Origin of the sequence: Mycolicibacterium thermoresistibile, from assembly GCF_900187065.1 — a bacterium.
In the GTDB taxonomy this organism is placed as follows: domain Bacteria; phylum Actinomycetota; class Actinomycetes; order Mycobacteriales; family Mycobacteriaceae; genus Mycobacterium; species Mycobacterium thermoresistibile.
This window is the reverse complement of record NZ_LT906483.1, coordinates 85355-98321: the sequence shown is the minus strand read 5'-3', so window position 1 is coordinate 98321 and position 12967 is coordinate 85355. Positions and strand designations below refer to the sequence as shown.

The 12967-nt window shown below is 64.0% G+C and carries 7 protein-coding genes and 5 pseudogenes; 5 read left to right on the top strand and 7 right to left on the bottom strand.

Annotated features, from left to right (window positions below):
* Nucleotides 1-10 precede the first annotated feature (10 nt).
* The 4 genes and pseudogenes from CKW28_RS00450 to CKW28_RS00435 form a co-directional block, all read left to right on the top strand.
* A pseudogene (locus CKW28_RS00450) lies at nucleotides 11-712 on the top strand (transposase); the annotation flags it as partial.
* A 115-nt stretch (nucleotides 713-827) separates the two neighbouring features.
* A complete protein-coding gene (locus tag CKW28_RS00445) occupies nucleotides 828-2150 on the top strand; it encodes an IS256 family transposase (protein ID WP_003923522.1) in 1323 nt (440 codons plus the stop codon).
* 35 nt (nucleotides 2151-2185) lie between these two features.
* A pseudogene (locus CKW28_RS00440) lies at nucleotides 2186-2827 on the top strand (IS256 family transposase); the annotation flags it as partial.
* 404 nt (nucleotides 2828-3231) lie between these two features.
* Nucleotides 3232-4586 (top strand): annotated as a pseudogene (locus tag CKW28_RS00435) (IS1380 family transposase).
* Between the two features lie 153 nt (nucleotides 4587-4739).
* On the opposite strand, the gene CKW28_RS00430 reads toward CKW28_RS00435, so the two are convergent.
* Together CKW28_RS00430 and CKW28_RS00425 are read right to left on the bottom strand one after the other, a co-directional pair.
* Nucleotides 4740-5213, bottom strand: coding sequence for an LppA family lipoprotein (locus CKW28_RS00430; RefSeq protein ID WP_157997563.1), 474 nt, complete (start codon nucleotides 5211-5213; stop codon nucleotides 4740-4742).
* Between the two features lie 140 nt (nucleotides 5214-5353).
* Complete coding sequence (locus tag CKW28_RS00425) at nucleotides 5354-7015, bottom strand: alpha/beta hydrolase (protein ID WP_003923665.1); 1662 nt, start codon at nucleotides 7013-7015, stop codon at nucleotides 5354-5356.
* A 108-nt stretch (nucleotides 7016-7123) separates the two neighbouring features.
* On the opposite strand from CKW28_RS00425, the gene CKW28_RS00420 reads away from it, so the two are divergent.
* Entirely contained in the window at nucleotides 7124-7423 is a 300-nt protein-coding gene (locus CKW28_RS00420; protein ID WP_081475407.1) for a WXG100 family type VII secretion target, read from the top strand.
* Between the two features lie 1030 nt (nucleotides 7424-8453).
* Here CKW28_RS00420 and CKW28_RS00410 read toward each other — a convergent pair.
* The 5 genes and pseudogenes from CKW28_RS00410 to CKW28_RS00400 all read right to left on the bottom strand — a co-directional run.
* On the bottom strand, nucleotides 8454-9860 hold the full coding sequence (locus CKW28_RS00410) for an IS1380 family transposase (RefSeq protein ID WP_095176397.1): 1407 nt from the start codon (nucleotides 9858-9860) through the stop codon (nucleotides 8454-8456).
* Nucleotides 9861-9937: 77 nt separating this feature from the next.
* Nucleotides 9938-10696 (bottom strand): ESX-1 system-associated protein, encoded by a 759-nt coding sequence (locus CKW28_RS23480; RefSeq protein ID WP_131807465.1) that lies wholly within the window; start codon nucleotides 10694-10696, stop codon nucleotides 9938-9940.
* A 585-nt stretch (nucleotides 10697-11281) separates the two neighbouring features.
* Nucleotides 11282-12061 carry an ISL3 family transposase gene (locus CKW28_RS23990; RefSeq protein ID WP_003925024.1) on the bottom strand — a complete coding sequence of 260 codons (780 nt, stop codon included), beginning with the start codon at nucleotides 12059-12061 and terminating at the stop codon, nucleotides 11282-11284.
* A gap of 161 nt (nucleotides 12062-12222) precedes the next feature.
* Nucleotides 12223-12429: pseudogene (locus tag CKW28_RS23985) on the bottom strand (ISL3 family transposase); the annotation flags it as partial.
* A 269-nt stretch (nucleotides 12430-12698) separates the two neighbouring features.
* Nucleotides 12699-12914, bottom strand: a pseudogene (locus tag CKW28_RS00400) (IS1634 family transposase); the annotation flags it as partial.
* Between the last annotated feature and the right edge of the window lie 53 nt (nucleotides 12915-12967).

The window sequence follows — 12967 nt, the reverse complement described above, 5'->3', positions numbered from 1 at the left end:
AGGTACGCCCATGCTCACCGTAGTTCACGACGCCGAGGACGCCAACGACAGCGACACTCCCGGTCGCTCGTTGTTGGATGAGATCGTCCGCGACGGGGCGCGACAGATGCTGGCCGCCGCGTTGCAGGCCGAGGTCGCCGCCTACGTGGCCCAGTACGCCGACCAGCTCGATGAGAACGGCCACCGCCTGGTGGTGCGCAACGGCTACCACCAGCCCCGCGAGGTGCTGACCGCAGCCGGTGCGGTGCAGGTCAAAGCGCCGCGAGTCAACGACAAACGTGTCGACCCCGACACCGGCGAACGCAAACGGTTCTCCTCGGCGATCCTGCCGGCCTGGGCGCGCAAGTCTCCGCAGATGAGCGAAGTGCTGCCGCTGCTGTACCTGCACGGGCTGTCCACCAGCGACTTCACCCCGGCATTGGAGCAGTTCCTGGGTTCGGGTGCGGGGTTGTCGGCCACCACGATCACCCGGCTCACGGCGCAGTGGCAGGACGAGGCCCGCGCGTTTGCGGCCCGGGACCTGTCCGGCACCGACTACGTCTACCTGTGGGTCGACGGTATCCACCTCAAGGTCCGCCTGGACCAGGAAAAACTCTGTTTGCTGGTGATGCTGGGCGTGCGCGCTGACGGCCGCAAAGAGCTGGTGGCGATCACCGACGGCTACCGGGAATCGACCGAGTCGTGGGCTGATCGAGGAATGATCAGAACCTGTGGATGAGCCTCGGTGTGGGGGCGTGAAGATGGGCGCACCTTCCCGAGGATGATCTTCACGGAATCAGGTATTCGATCAAGACCGGCGTTGGCGCGCTGGTTGGGAAGGTACGCCCATGCTCACGGTAGTTCACGACGGCGCGGAGGCCAACGACAACACCGACAGTGGTGCTGGTCGGTCGTTGTTGGATGAGATTGTCCGCGACGGGGCCCGGCAGATGCTGGCCGCGGCGTTGCAGGCCGAGGTCGCCGCCTACGTGGCGCAGTTCGCCGATCAACTCGACGAGAACGGTCACCGGTTGGTGGTCCGCAACGGCTACCACCAGCCGCGCGAGGTGCTGACCGCAGCCGGCGCGGTGCAGGTGAGGGCCCCGCGGGTCAACGACAAACGTGTCGACCCCGACACCGGTGAACGCAAGCGGTTCTCCTCGGCGATCCTGCCGGCCTGGGCGCGCAAGTCCCCGCAGATGTCCGAGGTACTGCCGCTGCTGTACCTGCACGGCCTGTCGAGCAACGATTTCACCCCTGCCCTCGAGCAGTTCCTCGGCTCCGGTGCCGGGTTGTCGGCCAGCACGATCACCCGGCTCACGTCGCAGTGGCAAGACGAGGCCGCCGCGTTCGGTCGTCGCGACCTCTCGGCCACTGATTACGTGTATCTGTGGGTCGACGGCATTCACCTCAAGGTGCGGCTGGACCAGGAGAAACTCTGCTTGCTGGTGATGCTCGGTATGCGCGCTGACGGCCGCAAGGAGCTCGTGGCGATCACCGACGGCTACCGTGAATCGGCCGAGTCGTGGGCCGATCTGCTGCGCGACTGCAAACGGCGCGGCATGACCGCCCCCGTACTCGCGATCGGTGACGGTGCACTCGGGTTCTGGAAAGCAGTCCGCGAAGTTTTCCCGGCCACCAAAGAGCAGCGCTGCTGGTTTCATAAGCAGGCCAATGTTCTTGCCGCACTGCCGACATCAGCGCACCAGTCGGCGCTGGCGGCGATCAAGGAGATCTATAACGCCGAGGATATCGACAAGGCCCAGATCGCGGTCAAGGCCTTCGAGGCCGACTTCGGCGCGAAGTATCCCAAGGCGGTCGCTAAGATCACCGACGACCTCGATGTGCTGCTGGAATTCTACAAGTATCCGGCCGAACATTGGATTCATCTGCGAACGACGAATCCGATCGAATCCACCTTTGCCACAGTGCGTTTGAGGACCAAGGTCACCAAGGGGCCCGGATCACGAGCGGCCGGACTAGCGATGGCCTACAAGCTCATCGACGCCGCCGCGGCCCGCTGGCGCGCCGTCAACGCCCCACACCTGGTCGCCCTGGTCCGCGCCGGCGCGGTCTTCCATAAAGGCAAACTGCTCGAACGACCCACCGAAATCACCCCACCAACACCGCCCTCAGGCGACGATCAGCACACCGGAACGGAGGTCGCCTGAAACACCCCGATCCACAGGTATTGACAATTCCTCGGGCTGATCTGCTGCGCGACTGTAAACGACGCGGCATGACCGCCCCAGTGCTCGCGGTCGGCGATGGCGCCTTGGGGTTTTGGAACGCGGTGCGCGAAGTGTTCCCGGCCGCCCGTGAGCAGCGGTGCTGGTTTCACAAGCAAGCCAATGTCCTTGCCGCGCTGCCGAAATCAGCACACCCGTCGGCGTTGGCAGCGCTCAAAGAGATCTACAACGCCGAGGATATCGACAAAGCCCAGGTCGCGGTCAAAGCCTTCGAGGTCGACTTCGGCGCCAAATATCCCAAGGCGGTCGCCAAGATCACCGACGATCTGGACACCCTGCTGGAATTCTACCGCTATCCCGCCGAGCACTGGATCCACCTACGCACCACGAATCCGATCGAAAGCACCTTCGCCACAGTGCGTTTGCGCACCAAAGTCACCAAAGGTCCGGGGTCACGAGCAGCTGGTCTGGCCATGGCCTACAAGCTCATCGACGCCGCCGCGGCCCGCTGGCGCGCCGTCAACGCACCACACCTGGTCGCCCTGGTGCGCGCCGGCGCGGTCTTCCACAAGGGCAAACTGCTCGAACGCCCCACCGAGATCACCCCACCAACCCCGCCCTCAGACGGCGATCAGCAAGCCGGAACGGAGGTCGCCTGAAACACCCCGATCCACAGGTCTTGACAATTCCTCCTCTCAAGCTATCAAAATCGTTAGCAACTCAGACATTTCGAGGCCTGGCCATGGTAAGGCACTCTATGCCATTTGCTATAGGTGCCTCCACTGCCTCTGCCGGTTACAGCAGCGCAGGGCCATCCAAACCTCTCGACTCATGATTGAATTACGCCGCTCCGGCATTACTCTTAGCCCTACTCGAACGTCTCAGCCAGCACCCGTAGAGCGTCGCCTGGAAGCGTCAATATGCCAGCCGTCACGACGGCTAACCTCGACGTTTCACGAAATGGTCTGTGACGCGGGCCTGTAATGCACGGAAGTGCCTGTCCTGCTTGAGAAGATTGACTTGCTGAGGGTCAAAGTTCGCCAAGTGGGAAGGCACTCCGTAGGTGAAGCGTAGCGCGGTTTGTTCTCTGGTGGTGGATTCGGGTCGCGAGTCGCTGGTCTCGTCGGCTGGCGGGGTGCTGTTGGCCCGGACACTGTCCTGTTCGGGACTGGATAAGGCCATGTCAGCGGCGTTGGCGCCGTGGCGGACCTCACGATCGGTGCACGACCCCGCCAAGGTGCTGCTGGATCTGGTGACCGCGGTCGCCCTCGGTGGAGACTGCGCCGCCGATGTCGCGGTCGTACGGGCCCAGCCCGAGGTGTTCGGGCCGGTGGCCTCTGATGCCAGCGTGTCACGATTGATCGCCACCCTGGCCGGCGACGTCGATGCCGCGATCACCGCGATCCGCGCCGCACGGGCCACAGCACGTGAGCGGGTGTGGCGCCGGCAGCGGCCGCTGCCCGGGGTGGGCACTCAGGTGATCATCGATCTGGACGCCACCCTGGTCACCGCCCACAGCGACAAGCAGGGTGCGGCACCGACGTTCAAGTCCGGGTTCGGGTTTCATCCGATGCTGGCGTTCTGCGATCACGGCATCGCAGGATCCGGAGAGGCGCTGGCCGGGCTGCTGCGGCCGGGCTGTGCTGGGGCCAACAGCGCCGCCGACCACATCAGCGTCCTGGATGCCGCGCTGGCCCAGCTGCCCGAACACGAGCGTGAGAACGTGGTGGTGCGCACCGACACCGGTGGCGGGGTCAAAGACTTCCTGCATCACATCACCGACCTGGGCCTGCAGTATTCGGTCGGGTTCTACGGCATGCCTCCGATCGTCGAGGCCCTGAGCCGGGTGCCGCGGCAGGCCTGGCGGGCCGCCCTCGACTCCGATGGTGCACCACGCGACGGTGCCCAGGTCGCCGAGTTGACCCGGTATCTGCCCGACACGCTGCGCGGCTGGCCGGCCGGGATGCGGGTCATCGCCCGTCGAGAGCGGCCTCACCCCGGCGCCCAGCTGCGGCTCACCGACGACAACGGCTGGCGGATCACCTGCTTTGCCACCAACACCCGCGGCTGGTCGATCCCCGATCTGGAAGTCCGTCACCGTCAACGCGCCCGCGCTGAGGACCGCATCCGCAACCTCAAAGACACCGGCCTGACCAACCTGCCGTTCCACGGCTTCGCCCAGAATCAGATCTGGCTGGAGATCACGCTGCTGGCCGCTGACCTGCTGGCCTGGACCCAACTCCTGGCCTTCGGCACCCATCCGGCCCGGCGCTGGGAACCCAAACGGCTACGCCTGCGACTGCTGGCGTGGCCGGGCGCATCATCACCTCCGGGCGGCGCCGCCTCTTACGGCTGCCCCGCGGCTGGCCCTGGAGTGACCTCATCGAAACCGGCTTCACCGCACTACAACCCACCTGAACACCCAGCCCAGTCACGACGACCAAGGACCCAGGAGCACCGGCGAGAACCGCAACGCCGGAACCCCACGCTGCCCACCACCACAACCCCACACCTGCAACCACAAACAACCTCAATCAAGCAGCAGGTGAAAGATCGAGGCTAAGCCGTGCCTCATCGAGACTCGCGGCTCACCGACTCGAGGTCTGCTTGTTTCAGGCGGCAGTCACTGCGCGCTGACAAGGTTGCCGCAATCCGTGTGCCGAACCGGATCTCTACCCCGTCGTCTCCGGAGATCGCCACGTCATGGTCGCCAGGCCCATCCTTATAGGTGAATACGTCAGTCGCCCCCAAGGTGGCGGCTTGACTCCGCACGATGGCGAATGCGTGTGGCCATGCTTCATCGGGAATGGGGCCGTCGAAAAGCGCGTGGCGGGTCAGCACTTGAACACCACGGGTGTCGGCCAGCGGCCCAGCGCAAGAGATGGTGGTGTCCTCGCGGTTCCATCGCCAGGTGAGGCCGGGCACCAGAGCGGCTACCTGGTCTGCCGTTTGAGCGAGCAGCGCTTCGTAATGGGTGAGAGTGTCCTCGGCCGAGTCCTTGGACCGGAGCCGTTCTTCCAACGCGGTCACTTCTTCGGCGGTCACGGGTTCCTCCTGCGGGGGTTGGAGAGCGTTTGAAAGCCAGACGACGACGGCCGATAACACGACGAGGAGCACGGCGACGGCAATTCCGAGGGTCCACCACAGCCGTCCCGATCGCTTGCCGTGGGGTGACGAGCTCGATGTCATTTGCGCACGGCCGTTTCTGATAATCCAGCGATGACCGCGGCGGTGTTGTAACCGGTCACTCGTAGTCTGTCCGTGCCGTCAGCATTAAACGGTCGAGGATATTCAGAGTGGCCGCTGGCACCTTCCCGGTAGACGCCGTCGGGGGTGGTACCGGCGGTCGTCGAAAGCTGCACAAAGGAACCGTCGGCAGGGTCACCACCAAACCACGGGGTCTCCGCCACAAGCCGGATTGGATCGTCGGGGGCCTGCATGACGAACACATGTCCCTGCTGCATCCCCAGTTGGGATTCGTCCATGGCGTAGAAGCCTGGGGAGCCGTAGGCGACATAGTCATCGACCACGTCGCTTGCACCCTCCTGCAACGAAAGCCCGGCGGCCAGTGAGCCATAGGAGTGACCGACCAGGGTCAAGTGGGGCTCTTCTGTACCGGTACTAGTGACGTCGATCGACTCCAAATAGTTCGACAACACCGGCGCGGCTCCCGTGGCTCGAGCATCACTACCTGCCCCCTCTAGCAGGCCGGGCGGAGTGTCATAGTTCATCCACGCCACAGTCGCCACGGTCTCGTCACCCCTACCCGCCCGCTCAAGCTGTGTTTGGGCTTCGGCTTGCATTAGCGTTCCCTCGCGCGTCATCCCCTCGATGGTGCTACCCGCATCGTCCTGAGACCCCATTCCTGGCACAGTAACTGCCACGTGGTCCGCTTCATCGGGGTTGCCGACAGCGAGAATTGCTTTAGTCGCGTCGCCCGAGGTATCCAGGCCAATAAGGTAAGTATCTTTCTGGTCAAGCACTTGCTCAATCTTCCGGAGATCATTGATTTTTCGCTCCAGCGCCCGCGCGGGCATCCCAAACGGTGGCCGGTTCGGGTTCGGGTTCGCGGCAAGTTCTTGTCTCAACTCGTCTTCCAGACGTGCGCGTTCCTGAGGAAGCCAAATTCGGTTTGACTCGTCGCGGACTTCCGTGGGGATGCCGTCGACGTTCCGGACCCAATCGGGGCGGTTGTCGATCATCCATTCCTGCTGCTCGGGGGAGAGTGTGTTCCACCAGTTCTCCACTTCTTGTGGTTCTGCGCCGGGTTCCAGCGCGAAACGTGCACCCGCATTAGTGGCTTGTTCGACGTCGGTTAGGCCGTCGGCGCTGATCTCCCCGGAGTTAGCAGCCCACAAGACCCGCGCAGACTCGGCTTCGATCTCGTTCCCGCGTTCAACAATTTCACTGACCATCGTCTGGAGCTCTGCCTCAGCGGCCTTGTGCTGCTCAAGTTCAGCAGGAGTCGCGTTGGCTCTGTCGTCGAGATCCCACAAGTCGATGACGCGCCCGTTGAACTGAATGGCGTAACCGTTCGCGCTCGCGTACTGCTTGGCTTCGCTAATAGCAGTACGTAACTCAGTCAGCTCGGCGATCGTTTCCCCGACCTGAGTTCGCACCGCACCGACCGCAGCCGCAGCGTTGGCGATGTCATCGTCAACTGGATCGAAGGACTGTCGAGCAGCACGCGAGGCGCTGCCTTCCCACCCGTCGAGTCGCCGGATCCCGGCCAGCTGTTCCTGCAATCCCGCCAGCGTGGTGGTGCGCTGATTAAGTTCGTCCTGCAGCGTCTCCAGCGTGCTCGTCTTGCGCGTCCAGTCCTCGACGTCTTCAAACGTCAACGCCATGATCTGGCCCCTTGTGCGCGGTACTCAATACCGCGGGAAATTCGTGCGCTGCGCGCAAACATTCGCTCAGTATAGTTAACCTCGACAGTCACATCGGAAGGTATTTTGATGCCACAGCCTCTCAAAGTCGATCCGTCTCAACTGCGCCTTCAGGCAGCGCGGCTCGACGTTGCCAGCGCCGAAGCAATTGCTAAGCTAAGTGCGAACATGGTGGCAATGGCCGGATGCCAAATGGGCTGGAAAGGCACTGCTCTGGCAGCTTTCGAACGGTTGCGCGACTCTTGGGAGCTTTCTGACACGGCTCGCGCGACTCGGCTCGAAGACATCGCCCTCAATCTGCATAGTGCGGCGAACGTCTATGAACAGCAAGACGAGACGAGCGGCGAGAGCATCGACCGGTCAATCTGAGGATGGTCGGCACGCCGCGAGCGATGTCGCACCCATTGACCAGATCTGCCACCGGTACTTTCTGGGTGAACCACTTGGCCGCGTCGTTCACCTCTACCGAGGTGCCATAGCTGGACTCGGTGGTTGACGCTGGAACCGACCGCCGTGCAGCTTTACTCGGTGTCGCATCGCCCCATTCTGCGCATCGGCAGCTATTACTCACGCGAACGCCACTGCCTCACATGGATCCTGCGACACCAGGGAGGCGTCAGCGCCTATTCCCTCGGTCAGCACAAATAGGCGGTGGCGGCGTCGTAGAGTGATCGGCGCGGCATAGGACGACGGCATCAGGGCCTCGCCATGGCTGAGTTGATACACGACGGAGTCGCGTGAATTGCCCTGCTTGACCTCACTGCAGACGTGCATGCCGGTCTGGATCGCAGCGCGCGCGTTCGGGGACTGTCCGTGGCAAAGTCCATCGATCATGTTGCACGGATCGCCGTCGTGGTCGATCAGCCCGGCCGCGATCCAGGACCCCTCACGTAGCCCGACGTGTCGCTATCGGCGAACGCCGGTGCTCCTGTAGCGACTGCGAGTCCACTCGCGATTAGTCCGGCCCGACCCCCGAAATGCTCAATGATCGAGACCTGGCCGGAAACCGAGTTCAACCGTGCCAGAGTGGCCCGTCGGGCGTGCAGTCCCATGTTGCCGATCAGCTCGCACTTCCTCGGCGAGGCGGACCAACGCGTGCACCGGGGCACCTTCGATCGACCGCTCCTCGATGTTGGGTCTCACCGGCGGCGGCCGCGCGGGCTCGACGACGACCAGTCGCCTCGCCGAACGGATGCGGAACAATGGTGAGCCATCGATATACCGGCTGCTAGCCTCGATTTTGCATCGAGTTGACGCGGAGTTGCTTTGAACGCTGGTTGTGTTGCTGGGGCGGTTTTTTTGGTATGAGGGCATGATCGGTCGTCCCGTGTCGCCGGGTGGGGCGGGCTTTCCCAGGGCCTGTGGTTCTTTCGTGATCGGTGGTCAAGGGGGCTGGCGGTTATCCGAAGGCGGTGCGCAGGTGTTGCCAGGCGGTGACGATCGCTGCGGCCCATCGCCAGGTGGTGTCGATGCGTAGCCGTAGTTGGCGGGCGCCGCGGGTGATGCGGGCGGCGACGTGCAGGACGCGGTAGCGGAAAGTGTTGATCTCGGCGCGGGCCAGCCCGGGCTGGTTGCGGAAGCCGATGAGTCTGGTCCAGGTGACCAGGTCGGCGGCGGCCAGCACGATTTCCAGCCAGGCGGCGTTGGCCCAAAACGAGTGACACGGCAGGTTGCGCAGGCCGGTGGCTTTGAGTTCGCGGATGCGGTCTTCGACGCGGGCGTGCTGGCGATGACGTAGCTCCAGGCCGGCGACTTGCCCGGGCACCACGCCGTGGGGTGTGTCGGTGATGAACGCGGTGACGCGCATCCCGTCGGCGTCGGTGAACCGTAACTGTGCACCCGGATGGGGGCGCTCCTTGCGCAGGATCAGTCGGGTGCCGGGCGGCCAGCTCTCGAGGTTGACCAGGTCGGTGGCCTCGGCGACCCAGGCCCCGTCGCGGATTCCGCCGCGGGTGTCGATGGCCGGATACCAGCATGAACCGAGGTTGAGGGTGTCCACGGCGTCCTGGACGCGAACGTCGACGGGGTAGCCGAACGAGAACCCCACCCCGGCAGTGCGGCAGGCCTCGGCGAACTTATGGGTGGCCCCGGCGGTGTCGCAGCGCACCAACACCTTCGGCTTATCGGGGTCGCCGGGTTGATCGGGGTCGGGCTGCCACGCTGGGGGCAGCGCGGCCAGGGCCTGCTCCAGGACAATGATGTGATCGCTGGCGGTGTTGGCACCGGCGTTGCTGGTGCGCAACAGCCCGCCCAGAGCTTCCCCACCGGCGATCTCCGGGCGGTCCAAAAACGCCAGCAGCGGATGGTGGCCGAACGTCTTCTTCCAGGTCGGCGTGGCGCCGGCTTTGTTGTCGGAGTGATCGATGACCAGGGTCGCATCGAGGTCGATGTGCAACCAGTCCTGATCAGCGGGGGCCGCTGCGGCGTCCCAGGCCGCCGCTCGCGCGGCGGCCCGCGCGGCCCGCACCGCGGGCAGGTGGGCGGCGTCGATGCGCTCATCGACCAGCCGCCACATCGTCGTCGTCGACGCCGCGGCACCGAACACATGCTCACGATCGCCGCACAGCTGGCCGACCCCGTCGATGCAGTCCGCCCCGTCGGCGACCGCGGCGGCCAGATCAGCGAAGACATCACCGGGGGCGTAAACCCACGGGCCCCGGTAGGTGTCGGCCAAAGCTACGGTGACCTGCGTTGATAGGCCCGTGCGGTCGGCGAGTTCACGCACCATGCCCATCCCGGCGTGCGACACGACGCCGTGGCCGTCGGCTGAGACTTTCACCCGTGGTGCGACCGCGATATTCTTCACCTGCGAGGTGCCTTTCCGTGGGAACGATCCGAACCTTAGACAAGTCCGATTATTCCTTACAGGACAGGCACTTTCGCTTATCTACACGCCATCAAGGGCAACATTCCACGAAAAATCCGGGCTAGCGTCCATTCGCTTGCCGGGATGTTTGCAGGTATTTCAGCCCATGCCCTCGTGTCACGCCGAAACCGATCGAGGACGGTGACCCACTCATCGCATACTGCGTTCACTTCCGGTAAGAACCGCTTCGGATTCTCTTGAGCAGGTCCGCTGTCCAAGCTCGTCGGAGCAGGAAGTGGCGAGACCAGCGGAGCCCGCGCCGATGCCGAACCGGCAGTTACAGCGCCACAGATATTCGTAATCGCGTCCCCCGCAGCCACGGAAACCCTTGCAAGATTATTGTCTTTCGGCGTATAGGTGGGGACACTATCCGCGTAGGCGCGCGAATACGCGATGAACTGTTCATAGAGTTCACGCATGACCCTGTGCGGCGTGAGTTTCGCCAGCGGCACCATCTGATCGGCCGCATCTCGCATCGCTTGCGCAACGGATTCGTGCTGGGCGCGAATATCAGGTGTCCACTCTGTCGCCGGAACAGCAGGGTCTCTGTCGGCCCACCCCTTCCCCTCATGCCCAGCAAGCGTCTGATGAATAGGCCCTTGAGCCGCACACGTGGGGTCTTCAGTAATCACCGTGACTGGTCCGTCGTCGTCAGCGCTGGCGATGTCAGCCGTCGCGGGGTCGGGCGACGTTGATTCAGAGGTAAGCGCATTGCCATCCGATCCGCTTCCGGCCACCGACAACGTCACCGCAGCTGTAATTCCGACGACGGCCAACAGCGCGACGGCGCCAAGTCCCCATTTCCAACCGTTACTCCGCTTCGGCGGCGGACCCGTTTGCCATGGTTCGCCATATTGCTGGGGTACTGGATGTTGCGGCCACGGTTGTCCTTGGACCGGATAGCCTCCTGGCGGAATCGGAGAGAAGGGTCCATTGGGCGGAGGTGGTGTCGGACCGCTCATCTGCCTGCTCCTGTCTACCCCTTCAAAGGGCAGATCATAGGGTCGTCCTCCGCCAGTTTCATGTTCATTCACGCCCGCCACGCGCTGCCAAAGGGACCTCCTTCACCGGGCACTCGGTAGTGCCGATAAAGCTCGCCAGAAACCCGCACCGTCTCCCATTAACTCCCGACCTCAGCTCGCCGGCATGACACCTTCCCCGGCCTGCAGCCAACCGGTCGCAGACCCTCATTCGGGAAGAGCCCGCTAAGTCCGACCAACTCGCAGTCGGCGTTGTTAGCGCAGCGGATCTGTCATGTTGTTTAACTCCGCACCACGCGGCAGGCCGCGTGAACGACACCGGCAATTGCGCTTGAGACGCTCGCGAGGTATTTATCTGGCTCTTCGACTTTGAGCGGGCAATCAGCTGCAAGTCCGGGTTGCGGCCCGCTGTTTGCGGGTGCAGTGGAATCGTATCCGGCGGGCGGAGTTGGTGGGGTTGCGGAAGCCGCAGGCGGCGCGTTTGACCTGCTTGACGAGCCGGTTGTAGCCCTCGGTGCGGGCGTTGGTGATGCCGGTGACGAGGAAGGCGTTGATTTCGGGCCACCAGGTGTCGACGGTGCTGGCCAGAGCCAGTAACTCGGGGATTTTCGAGTCGATACACCAAGACAGGAAGCGGTGCAGCCGATGCCGCGTCAGATGCGGGTCACCGCCGAGGCGCACAGTGGACAGCAAGGTGCGCAGTTCTTCCTTGGCGATCCACGCTGACAAGATCTGGCCGCTGTCGTCGGCGTCGACGATGGCGTTCCACATCTTCGCGAAAGCTTTGTCTGACAGTCGTTCTCGTCCTCGTAGTAGCCGGCGGCGGTTGGCCCATTCCGGGTCGGCTTTGCGGCCGCGGCGATCACGCAGGTCCCAGGTCACCCGGCGGCGCACCTTGGTCAGCGCCTCGTTGCCAAGCTTGACCAGATGAAAGTGGTCGACCACGATCGTGGCGTTGGGCAACAACCCGGGTGTGCGGATCGCCGCGGCGTACACCGCGGCCGGGTCGATCGCCACGAACTGCACCGCCTCCCGGAATTGCGGGGTGCGTTCGTTGAGCCAGTCGATGACCGCGGCGCTGGTGCGGCCCTCGCGTTGTCCCAATAGGCCTTGATTCCCGGACAAGTCGACGAATCCGGTGTCCCACGGGTCGATACGCACCCATCGGCCATCGACGCCTTGGACCCACGACGGCTTGCCGCGGCGGGTTTGTCGATGCCGAGCACCTTGACCGGTTCGGGCTCGCGCAGCAGTGTCTCGGCGTGGGCGACGAACGCGCGGTGCGCGGTCGGCCACGACACATCATGGGCGTCGGCGACCTCGGACACCGCCCGGCCGGCATCGCCGATTGCCTGCCCGATCGCAGTGCGCAGCCGCGCGGTAGTGCGTGCCCGTGACGGGATCTGGGCGATGGCCTCAGTGAATGAGGATCTGGGGCAGTAGTCCTCGCGGCAACGCCAGCGGGTCTTGTGCCAGCGCACCACGATGTCGCCATCACCATAGGGAATGTCCTTCGGTGAGGTCGTCACAAACTCCTTGACCGAGCGCGACACCACCCCGCATTGCGGGCATGCCGCGGCGGCTTCGTCGACGGTGACCACGTGCACCACTCGCGCCCCATCGGGGAGTCGCTCGACACGCTTCACCCGTACTCCTGACAGCCCAAACAACAATGTCGTACCGTCAAACACGGCCCTCGGTCCCCTTCCTCAGCCTGAATGCTTCGCAACTTTCAGACTTCGGAAGACCGAGGGCCTCCCCATGCAACGACACGCCCTATGACCCGAGTTGGGCCAATTTAGTGCGCATCGCGGCTGTGGATGTTGGTGAGCGCGTCGCTGAGGTCGTCGGGTAATGGGTCGGCGGCGGTCAGGATTTGTTGGCCGGCGCGGATCTGCACGGTGCGGTAGCGGCGTGCGGTGCGCACGAACTTCTTGATGCTCCAACCTGTTCGGTGCTCGATCCAGTGCGAGACCGCCATGGCCGCGAAGACGATCGTCAGGTGGGCCTCGATCTGCACGAGTTTCGACCGTCATGTGGTAGTCCCCGCGCCTTTTGTGTCCCTCA